This window comes from Tardiphaga sp., from assembly GCF_044336785.1.
GTDB lineage: Bacteria > Pseudomonadota > Alphaproteobacteria > Rhizobiales > Xanthobacteraceae > Tardiphaga.
Map to the genome: position 1 here is coordinate 1 of NZ_JBIIOT010000082.1, position 22,680 is coordinate 22,680.

Annotated in this window: 31 protein-coding genes, 1 tRNA gene and 1 pseudogene; 10 read left to right on the forward strand and 23 right to left on the reverse strand. The window is 62.4% G+C overall.

The window, feature by feature from the left end; translation table 11 throughout:
• A pseudogene (locus ACIQ2A_RS19835) lies at nt 1–259 on the forward strand (hypothetical protein); the annotation flags it as partial.
• Between the two features lie 24 nt (nt 260–283).
• Here ACIQ2A_RS19835 and ACIQ2A_RS19840 read toward each other — a convergent pair.
• From ACIQ2A_RS19840 to ACIQ2A_RS19885, 10 genes are all read right to left on the reverse strand, one after another.
• Entirely contained in the window at nt 284–1,072 is a 789-nt protein-coding gene (locus tag ACIQ2A_RS19840) for an ABC transporter ATP-binding protein (RefSeq protein WP_398482486.1), read from the reverse strand.
• Nucleotides 1,069–2,136 (reverse strand): FecCD family ABC transporter permease, encoded by a 1,068-nt coding sequence (locus tag ACIQ2A_RS19845; RefSeq protein WP_398482488.1) that lies wholly within the window; start codon nt 2,134–2,136, stop codon nt 1,069–1,071. Before ACIQ2A_RS19845 ends, ACIQ2A_RS19840 begins: the two co-directional genes overlap by 4 nt.
• On the reverse strand, nt 2,118–3,233 hold the full coding sequence (locus tag ACIQ2A_RS19850) for an ABC transporter substrate-binding protein (protein WP_398482490.1): 1,116 nt from the start codon (nt 3,231–3,233) through the stop codon (nt 2,118–2,120). Before ACIQ2A_RS19850 ends, ACIQ2A_RS19845 begins: the two co-directional genes overlap by 19 nt.
• Nucleotides 3,234–3,241: 8 nt before the next feature.
• Nucleotides 3,242–4,099 (reverse strand): alpha/beta hydrolase, encoded by an 858-nt coding sequence (locus ACIQ2A_RS19855; protein ID WP_398482492.1) that lies wholly within the window; start codon nt 4,097–4,099, stop codon nt 3,242–3,244.
• Nucleotides 4,100–4,173: 74 nt separating this feature from the next.
• Nucleotides 4,174–6,561 (reverse strand): TonB-dependent siderophore receptor, encoded by a 2,388-nt coding sequence (locus ACIQ2A_RS19860; RefSeq protein WP_398482494.1) that lies wholly within the window; start codon nt 6,559–6,561, stop codon nt 4,174–4,176.
• Between the two features lie 165 nt (nt 6,562–6,726).
• On the reverse strand, nt 6,727–7,533 hold the full coding sequence (locus tag ACIQ2A_RS19865; RefSeq protein WP_398482496.1) for a helix-turn-helix transcriptional regulator: 807 nt from the start codon (nt 7,531–7,533) through the stop codon (nt 6,727–6,729).
• Nucleotides 7,534–7,744: 211 nt separating this feature from the next.
• Nucleotides 7,745–8,854 (reverse strand): HPP family protein, encoded by a 1,110-nt coding sequence (locus ACIQ2A_RS19870; RefSeq protein ID WP_398482545.1) that lies wholly within the window; start codon nt 8,852–8,854, stop codon nt 7,745–7,747.
• A 153-nt stretch (nt 8,855–9,007) separates the two neighbouring features.
• On the reverse strand, nt 9,008–10,516 hold the full coding sequence (locus ACIQ2A_RS19875) for a tripartite tricarboxylate transporter permease (RefSeq protein ID WP_398482498.1): 1,509 nt from the start codon (nt 10,514–10,516) through the stop codon (nt 9,008–9,010).
• 12 nt (nt 10,517–10,528) lie between these two features.
• Nucleotides 10,529–11,014 carry a tripartite tricarboxylate transporter TctB family protein gene (locus ACIQ2A_RS19880; RefSeq protein ID WP_398482500.1) on the reverse strand — a complete coding sequence of 162 codons (486 nt, stop codon included), beginning with the start codon at nt 11,012–11,014 and terminating at the stop codon, nt 10,529–10,531.
• Between the two features lie 184 nt (nt 11,015–11,198).
• Nucleotides 11,199–12,143 (reverse strand): tripartite tricarboxylate transporter substrate binding protein, encoded by a 945-nt coding sequence (locus tag ACIQ2A_RS19885; protein ID WP_398482547.1) that lies wholly within the window; start codon nt 12,141–12,143, stop codon nt 11,199–11,201.
• A 387-nt stretch (nt 12,144–12,530) separates the two neighbouring features.
• Between ACIQ2A_RS19885 and ACIQ2A_RS19890 the strand changes: the two genes are divergently transcribed.
• From ACIQ2A_RS19890 to ACIQ2A_RS19930, 9 genes are all read left to right on the forward strand, one after another.
• Nucleotides 12,531–12,950: a VOC family protein gene (locus tag ACIQ2A_RS19890; RefSeq protein WP_398482502.1), complete on the forward strand. Its 420-nt coding sequence runs from the start codon at nt 12,531–12,533 to the stop codon at nt 12,948–12,950.
• 14 nt (nt 12,951–12,964) lie between these two features.
• On the forward strand, nt 12,965–13,444 hold the full coding sequence (locus ACIQ2A_RS19895; protein ID WP_398482504.1) for a VOC family protein: 480 nt from the start codon (nt 12,965–12,967) through the stop codon (nt 13,442–13,444).
• 179 nt (nt 13,445–13,623) lie between these two features.
• Nucleotides 13,624–13,700: transfer RNA gene (locus ACIQ2A_RS19900), tRNA-Met, on the forward strand.
• A 154-nt stretch (nt 13,701–13,854) separates the two neighbouring features.
• Entirely contained in the window at nt 13,855–14,673 is an 819-nt protein-coding gene (locus tag ACIQ2A_RS19905) for a metallophosphoesterase (RefSeq protein ID WP_398482506.1), read from the forward strand.
• 130 nt (nt 14,674–14,803) lie between these two features.
• A complete protein-coding gene (locus ACIQ2A_RS19910) occupies nt 14,804–15,247 on the forward strand; it encodes a hypothetical protein (protein WP_398482508.1) in 444 nt (147 codons plus the stop codon).
• A 127-nt stretch (nt 15,248–15,374) separates the two neighbouring features.
• Entirely contained in the window at nt 15,375–15,839 is a 465-nt protein-coding gene (locus tag ACIQ2A_RS19915; RefSeq protein WP_398482510.1) for a hypothetical protein, read from the forward strand.
• 21 nt (nt 15,840–15,860) lie between these two features.
• Nucleotides 15,861–16,685, forward strand: a complete 825-nt coding sequence (locus ACIQ2A_RS19920) for a hypothetical protein (protein WP_398482512.1) — start codon at nt 15,861–15,863, stop codon at nt 16,683–16,685.
• Nucleotides 16,682–17,473, forward strand: a complete 792-nt coding sequence (locus ACIQ2A_RS19925) for a hypothetical protein (RefSeq protein WP_398482514.1) — start codon at nt 16,682–16,684, stop codon at nt 17,471–17,473. The genes ACIQ2A_RS19920 and ACIQ2A_RS19925 overlap by 4 nt, the downstream gene beginning before the upstream one ends.
• A 39-nt stretch (nt 17,474–17,512) precedes the next feature.
• Complete coding sequence (locus tag ACIQ2A_RS19930; RefSeq protein WP_398482516.1) at nt 17,513–17,806, forward strand: hypothetical protein; 294 nt, start codon at nt 17,513–17,515, stop codon at nt 17,804–17,806.
• Here the strand turns inward: ACIQ2A_RS19930 and ACIQ2A_RS19935 are convergent.
• From ACIQ2A_RS19935 to ACIQ2A_RS19995, 13 genes are all read right to left on the reverse strand, one after another.
• Nucleotides 17,781–18,137, reverse strand: coding sequence for a hypothetical protein (locus tag ACIQ2A_RS19935; protein ID WP_398482518.1), 357 nt, complete (start codon nt 18,135–18,137; stop codon nt 17,781–17,783). The genes ACIQ2A_RS19930 and ACIQ2A_RS19935 overlap by 26 nt on opposite strands.
• Before the next feature lie 103 nt (nt 18,138–18,240).
• Complete coding sequence (locus ACIQ2A_RS19940) at nt 18,241–18,660, reverse strand: hypothetical protein (RefSeq protein WP_398482520.1); 420 nt, start codon at nt 18,658–18,660, stop codon at nt 18,241–18,243.
• 62 nt (nt 18,661–18,722) lie between these two features.
• Nucleotides 18,723–19,160 carry a helix-turn-helix domain-containing protein gene (locus tag ACIQ2A_RS19945; protein ID WP_398482522.1) on the reverse strand — a complete coding sequence of 146 codons (438 nt, stop codon included), beginning with the start codon at nt 19,158–19,160 and terminating at the stop codon, nt 18,723–18,725.
• Nucleotides 19,127–19,441, reverse strand: a complete 315-nt coding sequence (locus tag ACIQ2A_RS19950) for a hypothetical protein (RefSeq protein ID WP_398482524.1) — start codon at nt 19,439–19,441, stop codon at nt 19,127–19,129. Before ACIQ2A_RS19950 ends, ACIQ2A_RS19945 begins: the two co-directional genes overlap by 34 nt.
• On the reverse strand, nt 19,441–19,680 hold the full coding sequence (locus ACIQ2A_RS19955) for a hypothetical protein (protein ID WP_398482526.1): 240 nt from the start codon (nt 19,678–19,680) through the stop codon (nt 19,441–19,443). Before ACIQ2A_RS19955 ends, ACIQ2A_RS19950 begins: the two co-directional genes overlap by 1 nt.
• On the reverse strand, nt 19,680–19,958 hold the full coding sequence (locus ACIQ2A_RS19960) for a hypothetical protein (RefSeq protein ID WP_398482528.1): 279 nt from the start codon (nt 19,956–19,958) through the stop codon (nt 19,680–19,682). The genes ACIQ2A_RS19955 and ACIQ2A_RS19960 overlap by 1 nt, the downstream gene beginning before the upstream one ends.
• A complete protein-coding gene (locus tag ACIQ2A_RS19965; protein ID WP_398482530.1) occupies nt 19,958–20,134 on the reverse strand; it encodes a hypothetical protein in 177 nt (58 codons plus the stop codon). Before ACIQ2A_RS19965 ends, ACIQ2A_RS19960 begins: the two co-directional genes overlap by 1 nt.
• Complete coding sequence (locus ACIQ2A_RS19970) at nt 20,131–20,388, reverse strand: hypothetical protein (RefSeq protein WP_398482533.1); 258 nt, start codon at nt 20,386–20,388, stop codon at nt 20,131–20,133. Before ACIQ2A_RS19970 ends, ACIQ2A_RS19965 begins: the two co-directional genes overlap by 4 nt.
• Nucleotides 20,388–20,663, reverse strand: coding sequence for a hypothetical protein (locus ACIQ2A_RS19975; RefSeq protein ID WP_398482535.1), 276 nt, complete (start codon nt 20,661–20,663; stop codon nt 20,388–20,390). Before ACIQ2A_RS19975 ends, ACIQ2A_RS19970 begins: the two co-directional genes overlap by 1 nt.
• On the reverse strand, nt 20,660–20,941 hold the full coding sequence (locus ACIQ2A_RS19980) for a hypothetical protein (RefSeq protein ID WP_398482537.1): 282 nt from the start codon (nt 20,939–20,941) through the stop codon (nt 20,660–20,662). The genes ACIQ2A_RS19975 and ACIQ2A_RS19980 overlap by 4 nt, the downstream gene beginning before the upstream one ends.
• The gene (locus ACIQ2A_RS19985) at nt 20,941–21,570 is read right to left on the reverse strand and encodes a hypothetical protein (protein WP_398482539.1); all 630 of its coding nucleotides are present in this window, start codon (nt 21,568–21,570) and stop codon (nt 20,941–20,943) included. The genes ACIQ2A_RS19980 and ACIQ2A_RS19985 overlap by 1 nt, the downstream gene beginning before the upstream one ends.
• Nucleotides 21,567–21,899 carry a hypothetical protein gene (locus ACIQ2A_RS19990; RefSeq protein ID WP_398482541.1) on the reverse strand — a complete coding sequence of 111 codons (333 nt, stop codon included), beginning with the start codon at nt 21,897–21,899 and terminating at the stop codon, nt 21,567–21,569. Before ACIQ2A_RS19990 ends, ACIQ2A_RS19985 begins: the two co-directional genes overlap by 4 nt.
• Complete coding sequence (locus ACIQ2A_RS19995; RefSeq protein WP_398482543.1) at nt 21,896–22,480, reverse strand: hypothetical protein; 585 nt, start codon at nt 22,478–22,480, stop codon at nt 21,896–21,898. The genes ACIQ2A_RS19990 and ACIQ2A_RS19995 overlap by 4 nt, the downstream gene beginning before the upstream one ends.
• Nucleotides 22,481–22,680: the final 200 nt, after the last annotated feature.

Consider the following 22,680-nt stretch of genomic DNA (forward strand, 5'->3'; position numbering starts at 1 on the left):
CGCCATCGCGCGGAAGCTGGGCGCCGATCCCGAGGATCAGGTGCCGTTCGCAAAATATGCCAAGGCGGCGGAGAGCCTCCTCAAACCGTCATCGGCCGCGCGTGCGGTGGCTGCCGGTGCGCCCTTCATCGAGCGTGTCGATCTGCTGGTCAAGCTGATCTCGCATCAGCTTGGGATGACCAATGCGAATATCGATCGTACGGTGGATGTGGTCGATCAGAAGCTCAATGAGCGCCTGGAATCCAGCACTGGCATTTGAACGCCGGGCGTGCGGCCGTGCCTGTCACGGCCGCAGCGCATATCCGCCGATATGCAGCTCGCCCGTCGATGTGCGCTCGACCACTCCGTCGAGCCCATAGACCTCGCGCAACATCGCCGACGTGATCGCGTCTGACGCCGCACCGCTGCTGTAGAGCGCGCCGTCTTTCATGACGACGACATTGTCGGCCCAGCGCGCCGCAGCCTGCAAGTCGTGCAGCACCGCGATCACCGTCGTGCCAGCTGACGCGACCTCGCGCACGATCTGCATCACCTGCAACTGGTGCCGGAGATCAAGCGCACTGGTCGGCTCGTCCAACAACAACAGCTTCGGCTGACGGACCAGCGCCTGCGCGAGGCTGGCGAGCTGACGTTGACCGCCGGAGAGCTGGTCGAATGCATTCAATGCGAGATCAACAATACCAAGCCGCGCCAGCACGTCGAGCGACGCATCGCGAAAGCCGTCGGCACTCCATGTCGTGTTGGAAGGTGGCGATGCGCGCAATGCGCTGATGACGGCCTCAACCACGCTGAGCGACATCCGCTGCGGCAGGAATTGCGGCATGAAGGCCATCACCGCCGAACGCCGTTGTGCCGATGCGGCAAGCAGATCCTCTGTGCCGAAGCGAATCGCGCCGCTGGCAGGAACGAGTCCGGCAATTGCCCGCAGCAGCGTCGTCTTGCCGGCGCCGTTCGGCCCCACCAGCGCGGTGACCTGCCCGCCCGCAATTGGCGGCAGCGTCAGGTCGCGGAGCACCTTGCGTGCGCCATAGCCGGCCGAGAGCGTGCTGATATCCAGCGTGGGAGCGCTCATACGGCCCCTCGCCTACTGAAGATCAGCGAGAAGAACACCGGCAATCCGATCAAAGCGGTGACGATGCCGATGGGGATGATAACGCCGGGGATGATGCTTTTGCTGGCGACCGAAGCGAGTGACATGATGATCGCGCCTGTCAACGCGCTGGCCGGCAGGAAGAAGCGATGATCTTCGCCGATCAGCAGCCGCGCGATATGGGGCCCGGCAAGCCCGACAAAGCCGATGGTGCCGACAAAGGCCATGGCGGTGGCCGTGAGAATGCTGATGCGCAGCAGCGACATGAAGCGCAGCTGCGTGATGTTGATGCCGAGGCTGCGCGCGCGATCCTCGCCGAGCCGCAGCGCCATCATCGGCCAGGCGGCTCGCTGTGCGAATGGCAGGGCGATCACGGCGACAAGCGCCAACAACCGCACCTTCTCCCAGCTCGCACGGGAGAGGCTACCCATGATCCAAAACACGAGCTGCTGCAGCGCCTGCTGGCTGGCGAGAAACTGCGTCAGGGCTACGAGCGCGTTGAAGGTGAAGAACAGCGCGATACCGCACAGAACAAGGATGTCAGTCCCGGAGCCGCGCATCCGCACCACCGACTGCAGCACGACGACGGCGATGAAGGAGAACACGAACGCATTGGCCGAGATGATCCAGTTCTGCGGCACGCCGGGAATACCGATGCCCAGCACGATGGCCAGCGCCGCGCCGAATGACGCTGCCGAGGACACGCCGAGGGTGAACGGGCTCGCCAGCGGATTGCCGAGAATGGTCTGCATCTCCGCGCCCGCCGTCGCCAGCGCGAGCCCGACCAGCACCGCGAGCAGCGCCTGCGGCAGTCGCACCTCCCACAGGATCGCGCGCTGCGCCCCGGACAATGTGCTGCCATCCAAGATGCCGCGCACGGCATCGATCAGGCCGAGGCTGGACGGGCCGGTGCCGAGATCAATTGCGAAGGCAACGAGGCTTGTCAGCGCGAGCACGAGCAGAAATACCACGCGCCGACGCACGACGCGTTGATACGCTGTTGCCGCACGTGCAGTCGCAGTCTCCGTCACTTGAGATCGACCCAATAGATGCCGCTCATCGGCACCGCGAGAAAGCGCTTGTTGATCTCCGCCATGGTCGCATTCGGATCGATATCGGTCATCGCCTGCGGATGCAGCCAGCGCGCGAGCGCTTCGACGGCCAGAAGATTGAGCGGCGTCGACATGATGTTGTGGAACAGGCCATGCACATTCTTCTCGCGCACGGCGCGCAACTCCGCAAAGCCTGGCCGTGCGACCACGGCGGCTAGGCGACCCTGGATCGTCGCAGCATCGAAGCCAGGCCCGATCACCAGCCCGCCCGTCGCCTTCAGATGCGCGCCACCGGTGCCCACATAAATCTCAGGATTTTTGGCGATAACATATTCCAGACCGAGCTGCGCCGATGGTCCTTTGGAAACCTCGGCCGAAATGCTGTCACCGCCGGCGAATGAAATGAAACGGCCGAGATTGGCTGCACCGAGCGAGTGGCAGCAATCGGATGTACTGGCATGGGTCTCGAACAGGATGCTCGGCCGCCTCATGCCCGATGCCGCAACACGCTCCGCGATCCGCTTCATATGTGCCTCGTAAAAGGCGACATAATCCTCGGCCTGCTTGTTGCGTCCCGTCACGCGGCCGAGGATGCGCATGCTGGGAACGGTGTTGTCGAACGGATTGATGAAGAAATCCGTGAACACCACTGGGATGCCGGCGGCTTCCAGTTGCCGCGCCACATCGTTGCTGCGGCCGCCCGGCGCAAAACTGGTGCCGAGCACGGCGATATCCGGCTTGATGGCGATCGCTTTCTCCACCGAAAACGAACCATCATTGCCCATGCCCAGCACGGGAATGTCGTCGATGGCCGGAAATTTTGCGCGATAGAGCGCATAGCTCTCGCTGTCATTGCGGCGGAAATCGCCGAGCCATCCCGCGATCAGGCTGACCGGATCGGGATGCAGCAGCGACAGGCCCAGGATCTGCCGTCCTTCGGCCAGCAGAATCCGCTGCGCCGGCTGCGCCAATGTGACCGTACGTCCGGTGATGTCGGTCACCGTCACCGGCTCCGCCAATGCAGGCATCATCGCCAGCCACGCGCCGGCGATACATCCGGCAAGGCCAGCTATCACGGATCGCATATTCATGAAGGTCATCATGCGCCTGACATCAGCGAGAATCGCAGTGCCCGGCTGATCGCCGCTGGCAGCACTGATGCGTGGTTCTCACCCTCGAATTCCTTATAGGTCACGGCCAGCGCCGCCGGATCCAAGGTTGCGAGATCGGATGCGAGCCCCTTCGCATTCTCTACCATCTTGTTACGCCGAATCCACGAATCGTAATCGGCAGACGATCCATCGCCGGATTGCGCTTCGGCCTGTTCGAGGCTGCCGACCGTGACCAGCAGCCGCCGCGTCGGCTCCACCGGTTGCGTTGCCTTAAAGCGCGCCTTGGCCTGCATCAGGTGATCGCCGCCGAACCAGATCGAGGGACTCGCCGCTGCATAGTTCCGGAACAGCGCCGGCCGCGTGAACAGCGTATGCAACACGAACAGCCCGCCGAAGGAATGACCGAACAGCGCGCTCTGGTCGGGATCGGCATCGAACTCGGCCGCGATCATCGGCTGCAATTCATCGGCGATGAAATCGAGAAATTGATCCGCCCCGCCGGTGCGGCTCCAGCCGCCGCGATCCGGGCGCTGTGGCAGCGCCTCTTCCGGCACCGGCGGCGTGTAGTCATAGGTGCGGCGTTCTGCATCGAGCCACAGCGTGGTGGGATAGCCGATGCCGACCACGATCGCCGGTCGCACGCCGGTGCGCTCGGGCCGGCGCGACTGCAGCGCCGTCGCAGCCGCCGCGATCGGAAAGGTGCCGTTGCCATCCAGGAGATAGACGACAGGCATTTTGCCCCGCAGCTGGCCGGTCGCCGGCTGCCAGATGAAAATGCGGTAGTCGCGCCCTGTCTTCGACATCACGTCGCGAACACTGGCACCAGGCAGCATCACATTCGGCATACACGCATCGCTTTGCTGGCTGTTGGGCTCGCATGATCCGGCATCGACCTCAAGCCGATGCCGGATCAACTCACTTACCACTGATAGCGGACCGTCCCCAGCGTGGTCCGGCCATTGCCATAGAAGCACTGGGCAGACGACGCACAGCCGGACACGTAGGTCTTGTCGGTGATGTTGGTCATGTTGACCGCCAGCTTCCAGCCCTTGAGCTGCGGCGACGCACCGGCCAGATCGTAGTGCGCGGCGAGATCGCCGAGCGTATAAGCTGGCACGATCATGGCCGCGCTGTTGATATTGTCACCATAGGACGAGCCGACATAGCGCACGCCACCGCCGAAACCGAAGCCGGCCAGCGGGCCGCTCTGGAACGTGTAATCCATCCACAGCGAAGCCGTGTCTGCAGCAGCTCCGACCGGCTTCTTGCCCTGCAGCGAGATGCCGCTCACGATCTGCGTGCTTTTGGTGATGTCGATATCCGTGTGCGAATAGGCGGCAATCACGTCGAGGCCCGGCTGCAGCGTGATCTTGCCCGACAGTTCGATGCCCTTCGAGCGCACTTCACCCTGCTGGATCTGGCAATAGCCGCTGGCGGCCGTGCAAAGCGGAAATGCCGTCGATACACGCGCCGTATCCGTCGTCAGCACATTGCTTTGCGTGATGTCGAAATAGGACAGCATGAAGAAGCCATTCATGCCGATCGGCTGATACTTCAGACCGACTTCATACTGTTCGCCCGTGGTCGGCTTGAATGCCGTGCCGGTGTAATCAGTACCCACCGTCACGCTCGGCTCGAACGATGTCGAATAGCTCGCATAGGGCGCGAAGCCATTGTCAAACAGATAGGTCGCACCGACGCGCCAGGTCGTGGCCTGATCGGATGGGCGGATGGTGCTGGTGACCGCTCCGGACGCGATGGTGCTCTGCTGGTTGGAGCCATTGGACCAGTCATGACGGACACCGGCCACCACGTTAAGCTTTCCGATGCGGACCTGATCCTGAAGGTAAAGGCCGGCCTGTTCGCGATCGATCACGGTCTGCGTGGTCAGCGGCGGCACTGTCACCGTACCGTAGTTCGGATTCAGGTAATTGATATTGGTCGCGGTGCCATTGCCAAAACGGGCCGTGGCCGACGACTTCTGGTAATCGAGACCCATCAACACGGTGTGCTCGAGCCAGCCGGTCACGAATTTCGCTTCCGCCTGGTTGTCGATCGCAGCGGCCTTCAGCTGTTCCAGATAATTCGTGGTCGTGCGTACGAGGCACAGATTGGCCGTGGTGCCTGCGCCGCACGTCGAGCCAGCTCCGAACGGTGCGGAGTTCGACACCGGCGCCGCCTTGAAGTCGCTCGTCACTTCCATGTAGCGGAAGTTCTGGCGCACTGCCCAGGTCTCGTTGAAGTGATGCTCGAACTCGTAGCCGACCGAGGTCTGTTCACGCGAATAGGTGTTCAGGTTCGGGTGCGCGGAGAAGAAATTGCGTGGGATCTGGCCGTTCGGATTGGTCTGCAGCGTGCCAAGGGCCGGCAGCCAGTTCGGCTGATAGCTCGACGGGTCCTTGGTGTAGCTGGCGCGCACGGTCAACGAGGTATCCTGCGATGGCCGCCAGGTGATGGTCGGCGCGATCATCTGGCGTTCGCTGGTGGTATTGTTCACATCGGTATCGGTGTGGCGGCCGAGACCGATCAGGCGATACATCAGGTCGCCGTCTTTGGTCAGCGGCCCGCTGACATCGAAGCCGCCCTCGACGCGATTGTTATTGCCAAAACGGGTGAAGATCTCGCCCTGCGGGGTCGCGGTCGGGTTCTTGCTGATCAGATTGACCATGCCACCGAGATTGTTCTGCCCGTACAGCACCGATGCGGGGCCGCGCAGGATCTCGACGCGCTCCAGCAGGAACGGATCGACCGATGGCATCGCATAGGAGACGCCGCGCGGCAGACGCAGGCCGTCCCAGAAATGCAGATAATTGGCAGCGCCACCGAAGCCACCGAAGCCGCGGATGAACACGTTGTCGAAGCGATCGCCGACGCGGCTTTCCGAGATCACGCCAGGCTCATAACGCAGCGCTTCGGCCACCGTGCGCGCGCCCTGCTGCTGGATCTGCTCGCGCGTCACCACCGAGATCGACTGTGGCGTCGCAAGGATGGACGAATCCGTCTTGCTGCCCGTGCTGGTACGGCTGGCGACGATGCCGCGCACCGGACCACGCGCGGTCTCGCGCGCGGAAGCCTCGACGGCCGGCGGCGGCGTCACGGCCGCACGGCGCGCGGGAGCGGCCGTACGGGCTGCGCGCTGCTTCGGTGCGGCGCGTACGGTGCGCGCTGCCGGAGCATCCACCGTCACTGACGGGAGCGTTGAACTGGTTGCCTGCTGGGCCAGCAACGACGTGGCATCGACGAACGGAAGCGCCAGAGCGAGTGGCGAGACATGGAGCAATCGGCTCCAGCGCAATTGTGTCGTCATGTGTCGGTGATCCCCGTGAAATCCTGGTGGCGCCAGATAAAGTCCCCGGTCTGGCGCCATCGTCTCTTGGCATGCAGGGCCGGGGCGAGATAGGCGCCGACTTTCGTTTGCCGGACTCTCGCTTTTGCTCAGGGTTAGGAGACCTATAAACTGCCGCAGGCTCGGCTAGCGTAAGCTGCTCGGGGAAATGCCGAAGCGCTTGCGGAAAATCGTCGCGAAATGCGCCGCGCCGTAGCCGACGTGATATGCGGCTTCCGACACGCTCATCTCGCCGGAAGCGATGAGCTTATAGGCCTGCTCCAGCCGGTATTCCTGCAGGAAGCCGAACACCGTAGCCCCATAGACCCGACGAAAACCATCGCTGAGTTTGCGGACATTGAGCCCCACCTGCAGCGCCAGACCCTCAAGCGACGGCGGCTGCTGCATGGCCTCGATCAACAATTCCCGCGCCTGCCGGATCCGATCGAAATCGCGCGACGACAATTGCAATGCCTGCGGCGCGCTGGCCTGGCTGAGACAGGAGGAAATCGCGAGCGCCGCAAGCTGCATGGCCTTGCCGCCGAGATAAAGCTCGCGCTCGGCACCACGGATCGGGCAATTCATGATCTGCGCCGACAGCGCTTGCAGCGCATGGCCGGCGGAGCAGGACATCAGGAACGCGTCCTGATCGGCCGATGCGCGCGTGGCCTCGAAAGACGCCGCCATCGCCTGCGCCATCTCGGCGCTGACGAGCCCTTCCTGCATCTGGACGATCACGTAGCGCACCGGCACATCAGCGGCAAAAACCTGGTCGCGCGGCGCGCCATTCGGCGAACGGATCACCAGCGCCGCAGGGCCACAGATCTCGCGACCGGCGCCCTCGCCCACCGCGATCTGCAACCTGCCGCTGAGCAGCAACACGATCTTCACGCCGGCCGGCAGCGTCGCATTCACCCGCTTCGGTTGATCAAAACTCTGCACGCCCGCAGACACGACGAGCGCCCCCGACAGCAGGGTCAGTCTTTCGCTGGGATTTGATGAGGAAGCGGCGGCGGTCAAAGGCTTGGCGTCAATTTGGCTGAGCGTGAACCTTTGTCACTAAATCAATTACGCGGTCGCACCCAAGGTGATTTCGCTTGGGAAACTTACAATTGGTCGAAATAGCAGGCCTGACCAGCCCCATCACACTATACCGTCACGCCACTCACGCGTTCACAGGAATGAGCTTCGCGATGGCCGCAAGCAGATCGGTCTGCGTGATCAGGCCGGCAATGGTCCGATCATTGTCGATGACGATGACCGCATGGGTGCGGCCATCGGTCAGCGTCGGCAACAGGGCGATCGCAGGGGTTTGCGCCGACGCCGTGGATGCAGGCGACATCCGCACACTCATATCGCCTGCCTTGTCGAGAATTTCACGCAGACCAATGGTGCCGACGAGATGCCCCTGCCGGTCGATCACGGGCAGCGTCCGCACATTGTGCTTGAGTAGTCGTGTCTGCGCGAGTTCGACCTTGTCCCACACGCCCACCGTCACGACATCGCGCGACATGATGTCTTCACACGCGACATTGCCGTGGGTCCGCAGCAGCGCCTGTAGCTCGACCTGCCGCAACAGGCTGTCGAGATCCTCGGGGCTAATATCGAAACTCTCTTTCAGGACTTCGAGCGCCTTGCTGATATCCTCTGGCTTGAAGCCGACCCGCAATTCGGGGCTGATATCCGCAGTCCCATGCATATTCGGCGGCGGCGCGCTCGCGCGATGCGGATAGGTGTGGCGCGACACCTTGTGAAACATCAGGCCGAGCGCAACCAAGAGCAGCGAGTTCAGGCCGACAGGAACGAACGGAAACAGAAAGCCCGCCGATGTCACCGCCGGACCACCGATAATGGCTGTCAGCGCCGTCGCACCGCCCGGTGGATGCAGACAGCGCGCGAAGGACATGGCCGCGATGGCGATCGATACGCCGAAGCCGATCGCGAGAATGGGATCACGGACGAAATGCGCAACGATGACGCCGATAAAAGCCGAGATCGTGTTGCCGCCGATGATCGACCACGGCTGCGCCAGAGGGCTGGCGGGAACGGCGAATAGCAGTACCGCTGACGCGCCGAGTGGCGCCACGATCAGTGGCAGGCTTGTGTGATCACCGAGCACGAAGCGGCAGATCATCCCGGTCAGTGCGATGCCCACCAGTGCGCCAACACACGCCAGCATGCGCTCGCGCAGGCTCGCGCCAGCGAGGATGGGTGTAAACAATCGGAAGCCACGGCGCGGCTGCGCCAACGCCCCTTTAGGGCTTTCGGATGTCATCATCGAGGAGAACCGGAAACGCGCAGGCAAAATTGACGCGCGATCACCGTTGACCACGATGGACCAGCCTGCGGCATCGCAGGCAGTTCAGCTCGCAAACAAGCGAGCGTGCAGATGTTCTATCCAGTTCCACGCCTAAGGCAAGCTGGCCGATTACGCGCCCTCATCCAGCGCCACCATCTCCCGCTTCCGACGCAGCGCCGGCAACAGCGGCGCGATCAGCAGGATCACCGCAAGAACCAGACAAGCCGCGGAAATTGGACGTTCGACGAAAGTCATGAGATCGCCCTGCGACAGGATCAACGACTTGCGCAGATTGTTCTCGAGCAGCGGACCGAGCACGAAGGCCAGCACCAGCGGCGCTGGCTCATAGCCGAACTTGCGCATGAAGTAGCCGATGATGCCGAAGGCGACCATCACATAGACGTCGAACACATTGTTGCTGCTGCAATAGACGCCGATGATGGTGAACAGCACGATCAGTGGGAACAACACATTGTAAGGCAGTTTCAGCAGCTTCACCCACATGCCGATCAGCGGCAGGTTCAGCACCAGCAACATCGCGTTACCAATATACATGCTGGCGACGATGCCCCAGAACAATGTCGGATTCTGTGTGATGAGCAGCGGTCCGGGCTGCAGCCCGTGAATGACGAAAGCGCCAAGCAGCAGCGCCATCACCACATTCGGCGGGATGCCGAGCGTCATCAGCGGAATGAACGCGCCGCCGGCGGCGGCGTTATTCGCGGCTTCCGGACCGGCGACGCCTTCGATGGCACCATGCCCGAATTCCTCGGGCTTCTTCGCAAGACGTTTCTCCAGCGCATAGGACGCGAAGGACGCGACCACGGCGCCACCGCCGGGCAGAATGCCGAGGAAGAAGCCGAGAACAGTGCCGCGTCCGATCGGACCGGCGCTGCGTTTCCAGTCTTCCTTGTTCGGCAGCAATTGCGTGATCTTCGCATTGATGATCTCGCGCTTGATCGCCTGCTCGGTGTTGAGCAGCACTTCGGCGAGACCGAACAGGCCCATCACGACCGGCACAAGGCCAATGCCGTCGATCAGTTCGATACGGCCAAAGGTGAGACGTGGTTGCGCGGTAATGCTGTCGAGGCCGACAAGGCCGAGCACGATGCCGATGCAGGCCATCAGCAGCGCCTTGGCCATCGAGCCCTGCGTGAGGAAGGTGAGCACCACAAGGCCGAGCACCATCAGGCTGGCATATTCGGCCGGCCCGAAGGCAATCGCGACAGCCGCCAGCGAAGGCGCGACCAGCATCAAGGCGACAAGCGCAAAGGTGCCGGCAATGAAGGAGCCCAGCGCGGAAATCCCGAGCGCGGGACCTGCGCGGCCTTTCTTCGCCATCTGGTGGCCGTCGATACAGGTGACGACCGACGCCGCCTCGCCGGGGATATTGACGAGGATCGATGTGGTGGAGCCGCCATACATGGAGCCGTAATAGATGCCCGCCATCATGATGATGCCCGACTCCGGCGTGCCGGACAGCGTCACCGGCAGCAGCAGCGACATTGCCGAAATCGGACCGATGCCCGGCAGCACGCCGACCAGCGTGCCGATGAAGACGCCGATGAAACAATACAGCAGATTGACCGGCAGCAGCGCCACACCGAAGCCGTGAAATACGTTGGCGAGAACGTCCATGATGCCGCTCCCTCAACCGATCTCGAAGGTGCCAGTGGGCAGCATGATCGCCAGACCATGCTTGAGCACCCACCACACACCGACAGGCGCCAGCACCGCCAGCGGCACGGCCAGTGTCCAGCGCACAGGATCGATGATGCGCAACAAGAGCAGCATCAACGGAATGGTCGCGATCAGAAAGCCGAGCGGCTCCAATGCAAACGCATAAGCGATCAGGCACGCGATGATCAGCACCGGCTTGCTCCAGCGCGCATCCTCCCAGCGCGAGCCGAAGGTCGGGCCGCCTTCCGTCACCGATGCCAGGACGATGGTGACGGCGAACGCGCACATCAGGATGCCTATATAGAACAGCATGAAGCCGGAGCCCGGATCATTGATGGTGCCGAGCTTCAATTTGAGCCCGGAGCGGATCACGAACACGCCAAGCCCAAGGCCGATCACCCCGGTCCAGAATTCGGAATTGTTGAGACGGAAGGGAGGACGGGTGGTGGAGGCCATGGAGGAGCTTTCGGAAGGCTGATTGAATGAGATCGAAGCCGAGTGCTCGGACAGGTCCCCTCTCCCCTCCGGGGAGAGGGCTAGGGTGAGGCCGCGGGCGACGTCGCTTGTGGAAGCCCCCTCACCCGCCGCGCTTCGCGCAGCGACCTCTCCCCGGAGGGGAGAGGTGAACCAAGCAAGTGCCCTACTTCTTCGCGAGCCCGATGCTGTCGATCACCTTGCGCTCCGACGCCGTCACCTCGACCACGAACTTCTTGTAGTCCTCGGTGTTCTTGTAATTCGGCACCATGTCATATTTCGCCAGCGTCGCGACGACGGCCGGATCCTCGATCGCCTTCTTGAACGCATCATGCAGCTTGGCGACGATCTTCGGGTCCATGCCCTTTGGCCCGGCAATGCCGAATGGCGAGTCATACACCATCGGATAGCCGCTCTCCTTCAGCGTCGGCGCATCCGGGAAATTCGGCGAGCGCTTGTCGGTCCACACCATCAGGAGACGCAGCTTGCCGGCATCGACCAGCGGTCGCCAGCCGGTGGAATCCGCCTGCAGCATGGTGTGATTGCCGAGCACCGCCGCGTTGGTCTCGGCGCCGCCCTTGAACGGCACCTGGGTCAACTTGATGCCGGCCAGTGCCGCGATCTGCTCCATGCCCACATGCAACGAAGTGCCGGTGCCCGGCGTCGCATAGGTCACCTTGCCCGGATTGGCCTTGGCGAAATCGACCACGTCCTTCCAGGTCTTGAACTGCGAGTCCGCATTCGTCGTGATGCCGAAGGTGTATCCGGTGAGATGGATGATGTAGGAAAAATCCTTGTCGGGATTCCACGACACTTCCTGCATCAATGGCAGGCGGAACACCGTGATCGGAATCTGCGAGATGGTGTAACCATCCGGCTTCGCCGTCGCCGCCATGGTCGCGGGGCCGACCGTGCCGCCACCGCCGCCTTTGTTGTCGATGGCGATGGGCTGGCCGAGATGTTTCGACGCCGCATCCGCAATGGCGCGCATCGAGATGTCGGTGGAGCCGCCGGCAGGCCATGGCACGATCAGCGTGATCGGCTTGGTCGGATATTCCTGTGCGCGGACAATGGTGGCCGTGCCGAGCGTGGCAATCGCGGCGGCGGCCATGGCGACAGACAATGAAAATGCAAGACGACTGGAAAATGCAAAGCGACTGCGCTGCAGCATGAATTCTCTCCCTCTTTTATCTCTTGGCGGCCGCGGCTCATGACCGGACCTTTGTTGTGACGGCAGTGTAACGTCTAAATCCGTGTCGGAAAGTGCGTCTTCCGTCGTATCGCTGCCGTGTTGGCAATGAACGATGATTTGCCCGCCGTCGCAATTCCGATGGTGCAACGCGCATGCGACATACCGTCCGCATGACCTTGTACGTCATGGTGGAAAGGCGGCGGCTGTCGCATTGAAAATGCCGCCATAAAAAATGTCGGCACCATGTCGGATCGATATCGCCAGCTTCGTCCTTGGGACGACACCACATCATGCGAGGAAAACAACATGCCCAAGATGATCTTCGTGAACCTGCCGGTCAGCGACCTGCCCCGCGCGGTTGCCTTCTATGAGGCGGTCGGCGCGACCAAGAACCCGCAATTCTCCGACGATACCGCCGCCTGCATGGTGTTCTCCGACACCATCCATGCGATGCTGCTGACACACGACAAGTACAAGCAGTTCACCTCGAAAACGATCGTCGATGCGAAGACATCGAGCGAGGTGCTGATCTGCATCTCCGCCGACAGCCGCGACGAGATTGATGCGCTGGTGAAGAAGGCGACGGATGCCGGCGGCACGCCGGATCCGACCCCGACCCAGGATTTCGGCTTCATGTATGGCCGCAGCTATGAAGACCCGGACGGCCATATCTGGGAAGTGATGTGGATGGACATGGCGGCCGCCGAAGCCGCGATGGCGAGCTGAGCGGAGGACGCGCGATGTCGAAGATTTCCCCTTGCATCTGGTACGAAACCGAGGCCGAAGAGGCCGCAAAATTCTACTGCTCGCTGGTGCCGAATTCCTCCATCGACCGTGTGCAGCGCGCACCCATTGATTATCCCGGCGGCAAGGCCGGCCATGTGCTGGTCGTCGGCTTCACGCTGGCTGGCCAGAGCTTCATCGGCCTCAATGGCGGCAGCCCCGCTACCTTCAGCACGGCCGTGTCCTTCACCATCCATTGCGAGGATCAGGCCGAGGTCGATCGTGTCTGGGACGCCATTCTGGCCAATGGCGGCAAGGAAAACGCCTGCGGCTGGATCAACGACCGCTGGGGCGTGCCGTGGCAGATCGTCCCCAATGGCTTTACGGAACTGCTCGCCAGCGAGAATGGCGAGGGCGCCAAGCGGGCCATGGCCGCCATGATGGGCATGATCAAGCTCGATATGGCCGCGCTGCAAAAGGCCTTTGACGGCGGTTAGGGTGCGACCGAGGGCTCTCAAGCCGTTGGCAGAGCGCCGTAATCGGCGCTCTGCCGGAGACCAGCTAACCGAATGGCGGAAAAGCGGATTTTCGGTGGTCGCCTTGCTTGACAGGGCGTCCTCCCCGTCCCTATAAGCGGCCCGTTCGCGACGCGGCATTTTGGCCGTCGTGACCCTGTGGCGGGGTAGCTCAGCTGGTTAGAGCACGGGAATCATAATCCTGGGGTCGGTGGTTCGAGTCCACTCCTCGCTACCAAGAATTCGATAGAGATATCAATGACTTAGAAGGTCCGCCATCGAGCGGGCCTTCTGCGCATATGGGCTGTGTACAAATTTTGTACAAACGGTTGGGCGTTCCGGACCTGCTCTTTCTGCTTTGAGCTTGCAGGCGCAGCCCTGACACTGTGGCCATGAAAATCTTCACCGCATCAGATCTCCACGGCGAGATGGGCCCGCACGGCTACGACGTGCCCGACGGCCTCGACTTCGACGTCGCGGTGTTCGCCGGTGACATCGGCCGCGGACCGGCAGCCGTCGATTGGCTCCTTGGTCAGAAGGCCCTGCGCGACAAGCCGGTGATTTTGGTCGCAGGCAACCACGAATTCTATCGCGGCCTGCTGCAAGACGTGGCGTCGCTGATCCGCGGAGCGTGCCGCGGGACGAACGTGACGTTTCTAGATGCCGATGAGGTGCCGGTCTTCGACGGCGTGCGCTTCATCGGCTGCACGCTCTGGACAGACTACATGTTCATGTCCCGGACCCAGCTCGAAGGCCTCCACGCCGGCACATACATCAACGACCACCGCTTCATCACCACCGCCGACGGCGGCGATTTCCCGCGACCCTTCACGCCGAAGGAGGCTTTTCGCCGACACTGGGGTGAGCGTCGGTGGCTGATCGATCGCCTGGCCGAAGAGCACGACGGACCGACCGTTGTCGTCACCCACCACGCCCCGCATCCAGGGTCACTGCATCCCAGATACGTTTCAACCGGCGCGCTGAACGCCAGCTTTGTCAGCGACCTCACTGCGGTCATCGATGAGTTTCGGCCGCCACTCTGGCTGCACGGCCACGTCCACGACACCCACGACTACGAAGTCGGCGAGACCCGCATCGTCTGCAATCCCCGCGGCTACGCGCGCGGCGTCGGGATGTCGGAGAACGCCGGCTTCATCGAGGATCTCGTCGTCGAGCTTCCGAACTGGACGCCGCGGCCGCGGCCTTTCTGATGGATGGCCGCTCGCTTGAATCGTTGGACGATTCAAGCCTGGCGTCAGTTTCGCCCCGATCTGTCTAGAGTTCCTCGTTGACTCTTCCGCGATCTGTTCTCTAATTGTTCTCATCCACGAGGTGATGACAATGGCAGGACGACGCGTAGCCGACTGGCGGTTCCCCACCGAGAAGCAGGCCCGCGCCGAGGAGACGGCCCGCAACATGTCCCGCGCCGCCCAGCAAAAGCAAGGAATTAGCGATGGTGTACATACTACGTACGCCATAGGCCCGGCCGATCCGATGCCGGACAGCTACTGGGACGCCGTCCTGGCCGACCCGCGTGCCGAGGCCACTCGCCCGCCGCCGTCATCCCGACCGCGCCGCCTCGCGGACGCACGGCGCGAGGCCATCCGCTTCGAGTGCCTGCGCTGCTTTCGGATCGTCGAGGTCACCGTCTCCGACGCCATCAAGCTCTACGGCGGCCAGGCACCGACGCGCGACGTCGGGCGGAAGTTGCTCGAGCAGGGCTGCATGAGCCGGACCGGATCCCGCGACGACGACGGCTGCTGGCCGGACATCGTTCGCACTTAGCGTTTTGGTATTTACGCACCCGATTTTTCGGAGCGCTGATGTTGCTGGGCTTTATCGCCAATAGTCATATTTTTCGCCCTCCATCGTGGTCGCAAAATATGACTTCAGGGGAAATTCTGATTTCGCGATGGCACCGAAATATCATCCCACTCCACTGTCCGGCGGCGACCGCAAGGCTCTCAAGAAGGAGCTGATGAAATCTCGCGGCGTGACGATGATGCTGGCGCGACAATCCGAGGACCTGCGCGCTCGCGCCGAGGCGATGCTCCGCGAGGCCGACAAGCTGTCGTGCGAGAGCTGGAACGAACGCATGTGGGCGGACGGCGAGCCGATCGATCCCTCGCCGACGGTGGACCAGGCCGTCAACGGCGGATTCCCGTGGCTGCAAATCGAGTGCTCGCGCTGCAGGACGCCCAGGGACATCGACCTGGCTGCGCTGAAGACGCCGCCGACGACGTGCGTCCACTACCTCGCGACACGTCTCCGCTGCGAGAAATGCAAGCGCGCCGGCAAGCGGCCGGTGGCGACGCTGCTGCAGTTGGCGCCCAAGACCCGCCGAGACCCCTTCGCGCCGGAGCCGCCGGCGGTATAGTGTATGCCGCAGGGGGAAACCATGGCTGACGAAAAGAAGTTGCCACGCGCGACGATGCGCGACAACAAACTACATGTCGAAGGCGAAAAAGACGTCTACGTTCGGGGCATGATCCGGTCGCTGACGCTTCACGTCCGAGATCTCGTCTACCATCGCGGCTACTCCGTGGATGAAGGCAAGGCGCAGGTTACTGGACGCATCAGCGGGACGGCCATCATCCAGCGACGTGATGCGATCGCGGTGGCCGGATCGAAGTTTCGCTCCACAGAGATGGAGTTCTCCGTGCGTGCGGTGCCTCCGGGCTCGGAGCATGAATGGAAGTGCACGATCGGCTTCCTCCCTTACGACTGGGAAATCTCGAAGCCGGACGACGCGGACCACTTCTATGTCGAGGTCTACGTCACCCAGGAGGCGTTTGCAGACGCCGAGGGAGCATTCCTGGCTGGTCGTGCCACCGCACTTGATATCATCCTCGACACCGATCTCTGGGTGCCCGAGAACGATTGGCATGAGCCCCAATCGGGTTTCGTGAATTGGCACCTTGTCCCGACGGAAAACCCTTCCGACATGCCGCGATCGGAGCGCGGCCGGGTTGAGCAGTTCGGTTGGAGGGAGATACCGCCTTTAGCTGGAAAGCCCGCAACGCCGGTCGCCGCGGAAGAGACTCCGGCCTACAAAGCCGGTCAGTCCTGGGCATCGGATATGGTCCGCACCGCTCAGGACGATCTGCAGGCCGACAAACGTTTCTCCCCGGGGCCGAAGAAGCGGAGTTGGGGTCTTGTCCTGGCATGGACGGCGTTCATCGTTCTCTGCATAGGCTACGCGCTTTTCAAGGTCGCGACATGAGCACGCTCCCCGAGAACTTCGATCTTCTGGCGGCCGGCGAGGATCAGATCCGAGCACTTTCGAAGGCGGCCATCGAGGCGTCGCCCGATCTGCTTTTGCATGCACGCATGATCGAGGCCTCGATGTCGACGCTCGACAAGGAGGCGAAGCAGCATGAGCACAAGGACGAGGACGATCTCGTCATGAAGATGCTGGCCGCCCGAATGTTCAACAGCGCCGCCTCGACGATGCGCCTTCTCATGACGGGATACTACCAGAGCGCCATCATGATCCTGCGCGACATCCTGGAGACGGCCTTTCTCCTGGACTATTTCCGAAGCTTCCCCGACCGGATCCCGGCCTGGCGTCAGTGCACCGAAGAGGAGCGCCGCAAGAAGTTTTCGGCGGTGAAGATCCGGACGGCACTCGACGAGCGGGACGGTGCCCAGGGCCTGCGGAGAGCCAAGGACTACAACCAGCTCTGCGAGCTCGGCACGCATCCGACCTATCGCGGGTTCGGCATCCTCACGAGGCAGAACAGCGACCTCGTCAACGTGGGCCCGTTCTTCAACTTGCCGGCGCTCAATGCAACGCTCGCCGAGACCGCGAAGTCGATAATGCAGGCGGCCGTGCACGCCCGTGTCGAGCGCGAGAACCGCACCCTGGACGACTTCGCCTTCTCGATCGCGTTCATGCGTATCCAGAAGGCATGGGGCGACCGGTTCTTCGGCGGCTCCGGGGTCACCGACGAGGATCTCTCGGACATGCAGGCACTCCTGGACGAGGTGCGGCGTCGCGGCGGGAACTAGATCGCCTCGAATGAATCGAGTCGGCAGTAGGAGTTGCGTATGAGTAGCTGGGACCAGAGGCTGCCTGAGCCGATCTCCGTGGCCGGCCAGAAGCCTCTGGTCACGCTGCGCGATGCCGCCACCTACATCACTACACTACCGAAATCCGAGCAGGACGAGATCCGGTGGCAGACCGCCGTCCACGTCCTGATCCAGGCCGCCGACAATGGCGGGCCCATCGAGTTCGCACGGATCGGCATGATGCAGGCGTTGAACCCGCGCGTGCCGGTCTACGACAGCAGCCGCAAGGATCCGAAGTGGCGCAACACTAGGAAGCTCGCGCGGGATCGGTGACGCCCATCTGCAGCGCCTGCCGACGACCCTGCTCGACACAGGCCTCGGCCATGCGGGCGGCGACGACATCGGCGTGTTTTCTGAAGGCGGCGATGCGGCCCATGTTGAACCAGGCGGTGTCGACGTCGCCGCGCATCTTGAGGAAGGCCTGGCCGAGGTCCTCGGGGAACGGGTCCATCCCCTCGTAGTGCGGGCTTACCTGTCTGATGACGGCATTCATCATCTCGACCATGCCCTCGAGCTTCGCCCGCGTGAGCCAGCCCCAGACGGTGAAGCCGCCGACAACGAGAAAGATGGCGGCCGAGATCAGCCACGATTGCGGAATGTACATGCGAGACCCCCGGTGGTGGCGGTTTGATATCATGCCGCCGTGGCCGCCGGCCACCTTTCATGGACCGCCACGCGCGGCATCTCGCGTCCGTTCGAGGTGTCGGTCAACGTGATATTCTCGACGTTCCAGATGCATCCCGATGCGATGTCCCATCCCAAAGCCACCCGGTCCTGCCGAACTTTATGGCTTGGTAGACGTCGACGGCGACTTGAATGCCGTCGGCGAGCATGGCGACTTCGTGCCAGCGGATGAAGTCGCAGTCACGATAGTCGTGCGTCTCCGCAAAGAGATCGGCGAAGTCGTGGAATTGCTCGGGGGTTTCCAGGCGGATGAGATCAAGTTCCGGAAGGAAGGTGACTTCGTATCGATGACGGAAGGCCTGCGGTCCCTGCCATCCTCCCGCACTGTTCTGCCACTGACCGTCCTCGGCGAACCACAGACCGCGAGGCTTGCGTAGGTAGTTCGCACCGAGAGGCCCGACATCCGACGGTCGCAATTGACTAACACTCCCAAGCGCCGCCATCGGCGTCTCTGAATAGTGGACGAACGGCAGCGGTCGCTTGCGTGATAGATCGCCCCGTCCCCTCATTCCCCCAGCACCTTCGCGACGGCTCGGATCTTCGCACGCATCGCCCGCGGCTGCGACTGATAGAACCGCAGGAATGCCTCGTCTTCGCCGACGGCCTGCGGGACGCATCCGCGGAGGTAATCGATGGTCACGCCGAGCGCCTGCGCGATCGCGGCCAGCTTCATTGCCGACGGCCTGTTGTGCGGTCGCTTCTCCAGCTCCCACAGATAGCTCTTGGAGCATCCCGACTTTGCGGCCAGGGCATCGAGCGTGAGGCCGCGGTCCTTCCGAAGATTTCGGATGCGGACGCCCATCGTCAGCCGTCCGGCGGCCGCGTGTGGATACACCTTCGCGGCGCGATCACGCAGATCCGCGAACGCCGAGACAATCGTATCGATTCCGTTGAGCTTCAAGCTCTGCATCACTTGCTCCAAAATTCGTACGCCCGCCGCCACGCGGTCGGATCGTCTTCGGACGACCAGATCTTGATTAAGCCGGCCGGCATCAAACCTACGGTCGGCGGGTAGACCACCGGCGTCTCGATGCGCTCGAACCCAGGGGGAAACGTTGTGACCTCATTGATCACGTATCGGTCGGCAGGCAGCCGCATCGTCGCCGTTGGCCTGATCTTCGCGGCGCCGCTGCATGCCTCTCCGTCGTCCTCAGCCTGCGGGACGCCGCACGCGCGGCAGATGACGCGGTCGAACTGAAGGTGCCAGGCGTGGGGGCGGGGCATCACGCTGCCGCCGCTTTCAACGATTCCCTTCGATGCCACAGCTTCACAAGCTGATTTGCGTAGAGGTCAATTGGCAACGGGCACATGTTCAACATGTCGCGCTGCACCTGATTACGCGGCTCGACATCATAGAAGCCTGCAGCCCTCAGGTTCCGCATGCTCATGACGTAGCCTTGATAGTCGTTCGCCAGCAGCGCCTGTTCTGCCTCGCAAAGTCGTTCTGAAGCAAACTCATACATCACGACATCCTCTCACCGTGCGGAGCTGCGAGCTTTCCAGCGATAACAGTGAACTCACCATCGATGGCGTCATGGGCGTAGCCGTACCGGCGCGCGAGGTTGAATTCGCGCTCTCCCAGCTTGCACCATGGCTCCGGAGAAAGTTCGTCGGTCGCCGGCTCACGAATGCATTCGACCGTGATCGTCATCGGCGGGCTGTGGCCGTCCGTCTCGACGACGCGCTGGCGATCAGAGCCGTCGCGCGTGACAATGTCGCTGACCTTGAAATCCAGATACATCACGACATCCTCTGTCCAGCGACTTCGACCCAGCCGGGCGACACCTTGCGCTCGCCATACGGTCCGACGACGACCTGGTCTTCATAGACACGCATGCCGTCGCAATATTCGACGTAGCCGCGAGCGATCGCATACCCGTGCGGTGTTGAGACGACGCGGGCGGGGACTTGCTTCATGATGCGAGCTCCAAGAAATTCCTGGAGTCTCTCTCCGACGGGGTGTCCGCGGTGACGTGGCCGGCGCACCAGTGAAGAACGCCGTTGATCCGGACGATTTCGCCGATGGCGATATGACGTCCTGGCGTCCATTCAGGAGCCATAAAAGCGAGCGGCGCTTCCTTGACCGCAGCGATCGCCGCAGCCGGCATGGCAGCGACTGCCGCGGTGGCGGCGGATCCGATAAGGAGATTGCGGCGGGAGAGATCGACCATCAAGCGTGTCCTTTGACGGGGCGCAGCGCATCCTCGCGCAGTCGGCACTGGTGAACGAGATCCGCATGAATCGGATTCCAGTCGAGCACCCCGGCATCGCGCTGGCGATTGCACCAGCCATGCCAGTACGCTTTGCCACGGTTCTCGCCCGGCTCCGGATCAGTCGGCTTTGCTTCCGTGTAGCCGGCGAAAATCTCATCGTCGTCGAGGGCGTCCAGCTCAGCGAGCGTGGAGATGACGGGGAAATTGACGGGCTGTCTTGATATCGTCGTCATGCTGCCTCCAGCTCTGCAATGGTCTTGGCCGCTCGCGCCCTGGCGAGAGCTTTCCGCATCTCGCGCTTCCGACGCCGCCGGTCGCAGTCCGGGAAATTGCGCTCGACGTGGATCATGGCGTCGATCAGATTCACATTGCCGGCGTCGGTGACGATCATGGAGAAGCCGTACCCCGGCGGCAGGTATTCAATCGACGCTGCCTTGGCGCTTGCGATCCGCGTGATGAAACCATCATCGCTTAGGAGCTGGATCCCACCGGCCGCGAACATACCGGACATCACGCGGCGACCTTTCTCGTCCTGGCGACAACCATCGCCAGCGCATCCATGCCGGCGCCGTTCAATCGATAGACGCCGTCGACGTCGTACCCGCTTTCGATCCGATCGATCGGGAGCAGCCAGTCGCGCTCGGCGAGCGCTTCGATGGCGGGTGCAAGAAACTGACGCGATGCGTTCTTCGCTTCTACGAGGTCTGGAGCGACGCAGTAACGATACCCGCAATATGCGCCGTCGCCCGACCACTGCATGATGCCGGGACCGCCGGCAACCAGCAGCGCGTCTCTCACCGCCGCCGTCAGAGGCTTGGCGAGGCGCTCGGCCCTAACAGTCTCGGCCAGCGCCACATGCTCCGGCTTCAATGAAACCTTCGCCCGATTCCATCCGCGCTCAAGCGCGTAGTCCCCGAACGTGAAGAAGTCCGACGCAGGCAGCATCGACTTCCTCTCCAGACCATAAACGCCCTTCGGATGACACCAGAAGGTGTCGTCAATTTTCTTGTAGACCACGGTGGAGATGCCGCATGGCCACTCGATCGAGAAGAAGCCGGTCCAGTCGTAGCGGAACGTGACACGATACCCGGCCGCCAGCGCCGACAGGATGATCTCCTGCTGTTTGCTGAAAGCCGTCATGCCCGCTGCCTCCGCTTGGCCGGGCCCTGCCACGCGGTGCCGAGCAATGGCTTCCGGTGGAACGGGCTGCACTCTCGGCGATCGGCCTCCAGCTCCGCAGCAGCGGCGCGACTAAATGGATTCCGGAACCAAGGATCGCAATTGTTGTCCTCGATCTCCGGACGCGGACACGCATCGGCGTGATCACAGACGACGGTGTGGGTAGTATCCACCTTCATGCCGATCTTGCTGCGTCCGATCGGAAGGCTTCCGTCGATTGGCCTGAGGGTCATCGTGATCACGGCCGGCGATCCGCAGTCGGGGCAGCGTGCTGTGGCTTCGGTGATCATGCCGCCACCTCATACCGAGCCGACCTGATGAATTCGTTGTCGAACCACGGATCGACGTCGTAGTTCACGATCTCCGGACGGCAGCACGTAGAGCTGTGAGCGCATTCGCAGGTGATAGCCAGATTTATGGTCGAGATGTCGGCCTTCGCTCCGCACACAGGGCAGCGAGGAACCATCGGGAATTCTTCTTCCGGGATAGGCATCCACTCGGCAATCGGTCCCCAGTGACCACGATTGCAATACTCGAGGACGAAGATGCTGAGGTCTTCATGCCATGAAGCCTGATAGGGGCGACCGTTGATCTTGATCACGACCCAAGCATCCCCTTTTGCTTCGTCGCTCATCGGCAGCCAAGTCCCCCGGGATGCGATCTCGTTGGCGACAAGGTCGATATCGGTCGTGCCACAAAGGCCGATCCAGTCCTTCACTTCAGCCACCGGAACGACGTACAGGCCATCGTCGGCTTTGAACGCGTCACCATCCAGCTTCCAGCCAGCGGCTGTTGCAACCTGCTCGGCAAACGCATTGCGTCTAGAGCGCAGCTCCTGAGCAGCGGGAGAGAGTGTCTCGTTTATCGACATGCCGTCTCCTGAATTAGGTGCGGGGGCAGGTTTGGCTCTCGCGCGTGCTACGCTCACGACGTTGGTATCCCGGCTTCATCAACGTCGCCTGCGACGCGAATCATCTCGCTCAATGTGGAATGCGTCAACATCTCAAGGACTCGTTCGCGAACTATATTTTCCATAGGGCAGCTAAGTGTAGTTAGCTTCACATATGATTG

What these genes read in the sequence shown, in the direction of transcription:
- ACIQ2A_RS19840 (WP_398482486.1), bottom strand. Translation starts at nt 1,072, where the DNA reads ATGAGCGCTCCCACGCTGGATATCAGCACGCTCTCGGCCGGCTATGGC.
- ACIQ2A_RS19850 (WP_398482490.1), bottom strand. Translation starts at nt 3,233, where the DNA reads ATGAATATGCGATCCGTGATAGCTGGCCTTGCCGGATGTATCGCCGGC.
- ACIQ2A_RS19855 (WP_398482492.1), bottom strand. Translation starts at nt 4,099, where the DNA reads ATGCCGAATGTGATGCTGCCTGGTGCCAGTGTTCGCGACGTGATGTCG.
- ACIQ2A_RS19860 (WP_398482494.1), bottom strand. Translation starts at nt 6,561, where the DNA reads ATGACGACACAATTGCGCTGGAGCCGATTGCTCCATGTCTCGCCACTC.
- ACIQ2A_RS19870 (WP_398482545.1), bottom strand. Translation starts at nt 8,854, where the DNA reads ATGACATCCGAAAGCCCTAAAGGGGCGTTGGCGCAGCCGCGCCGTGGC.
- ACIQ2A_RS19875 (WP_398482498.1), bottom strand. Translation starts at nt 10,516, where the DNA reads ATGGACGTTCTCGCCAACGTATTTCACGGCTTCGGTGTGGCGCTGCTG.
- ACIQ2A_RS19880 (WP_398482500.1), bottom strand. Translation starts at nt 11,014, where the DNA reads ATGGCCTCCACCACCCGTCCTCCCTTCCGTCTCAACAATTCCGAATTC.
- ACIQ2A_RS19885 (WP_398482547.1), bottom strand. Translation starts at nt 12,143, where the DNA reads ATGGCCGCCGCCGCGATTGCCACGCTCGGCACGGCCACCATTGTCCGC.
- ACIQ2A_RS19890 (WP_398482502.1), top strand. Translation starts at nt 12,531, where the DNA reads ATGCCCAAGATGATCTTCGTGAACCTGCCGGTCAGCGACCTGCCCCGC.
- ACIQ2A_RS19895 (WP_398482504.1), top strand. Translation starts at nt 12,965, where the DNA reads ATGTCGAAGATTTCCCCTTGCATCTGGTACGAAACCGAGGCCGAAGAG.
- ACIQ2A_RS19905 (WP_398482506.1), top strand. Translation starts at nt 13,855, where the DNA reads ATGAAAATCTTCACCGCATCAGATCTCCACGGCGAGATGGGCCCGCAC.
- ACIQ2A_RS19910 (WP_398482508.1), top strand. Translation starts at nt 14,804, where the DNA reads ATGGCAGGACGACGCGTAGCCGACTGGCGGTTCCCCACCGAGAAGCAG.
- ACIQ2A_RS19915 (WP_398482510.1), top strand. Translation starts at nt 15,375, where the DNA reads ATGGCACCGAAATATCATCCCACTCCACTGTCCGGCGGCGACCGCAAG.
- ACIQ2A_RS19920 (WP_398482512.1), top strand. Translation starts at nt 15,861, where the DNA reads ATGGCTGACGAAAAGAAGTTGCCACGCGCGACGATGCGCGACAACAAA.
- ACIQ2A_RS19925 (WP_398482514.1), top strand. Translation starts at nt 16,682, where the DNA reads ATGAGCACGCTCCCCGAGAACTTCGATCTTCTGGCGGCCGGCGAGGAT.
- ACIQ2A_RS19930 (WP_398482516.1), top strand. Translation starts at nt 17,513, where the DNA reads ATGAGTAGCTGGGACCAGAGGCTGCCTGAGCCGATCTCCGTGGCCGGC.
- ACIQ2A_RS19935 (WP_398482518.1), bottom strand. Translation starts at nt 18,137, where the DNA reads ATGTACATTCCGCAATCGTGGCTGATCTCGGCCGCCATCTTTCTCGTT.
- ACIQ2A_RS19940 (WP_398482520.1), bottom strand. Translation starts at nt 18,660, where the DNA reads ATGGCGGCGCTTGGGAGTGTTAGTCAATTGCGACCGTCGGATGTCGGG.
- ACIQ2A_RS19950 (WP_398482524.1), bottom strand. Translation starts at nt 19,441, where the DNA reads ATGCCCCGCCCCCACGCCTGGCACCTTCAGTTCGACCGCGTCATCTGC.
- ACIQ2A_RS19955 (WP_398482526.1), bottom strand. Translation starts at nt 19,680, where the DNA reads ATGTATGAGTTTGCTTCAGAACGACTTTGCGAGGCAGAACAGGCGCTG.
- ACIQ2A_RS19960 (WP_398482528.1), bottom strand. Translation starts at nt 19,958, where the DNA reads ATGTATCTGGATTTCAAGGTCAGCGACATTGTCACGCGCGACGGCTCT.
- ACIQ2A_RS19965 (WP_398482530.1), bottom strand. Translation starts at nt 20,134, where the DNA reads ATGAAGCAAGTCCCCGCCCGCGTCGTCTCAACACCGCACGGGTATGCG.
- ACIQ2A_RS19970 (WP_398482533.1), bottom strand. Translation starts at nt 20,388, where the DNA reads ATGGTCGATCTCTCCCGCCGCAATCTCCTTATCGGATCCGCCGCCACC.
- ACIQ2A_RS19975 (WP_398482535.1), bottom strand. Translation starts at nt 20,663, where the DNA reads ATGACGACGATATCAAGACAGCCCGTCAATTTCCCCGTCATCTCCACG.
- ACIQ2A_RS19980 (WP_398482537.1), bottom strand. Translation starts at nt 20,941, where the DNA reads ATGTCCGGTATGTTCGCGGCCGGTGGGATCCAGCTCCTAAGCGATGAT.
- ACIQ2A_RS19985 (WP_398482539.1), bottom strand. Translation starts at nt 21,570, where the DNA reads ATGACGGCTTTCAGCAAACAGCAGGAGATCATCCTGTCGGCGCTGGCG.
- ACIQ2A_RS19990 (WP_398482541.1), bottom strand. Translation starts at nt 21,899, where the DNA reads ATGATCACCGAAGCCACAGCACGCTGCCCCGACTGCGGATCGCCGGCC.
- ACIQ2A_RS19995 (WP_398482543.1), bottom strand. Translation starts at nt 22,480, where the DNA reads ATGTCGATAAACGAGACACTCTCTCCCGCTGCTCAGGAGCTGCGCTCT.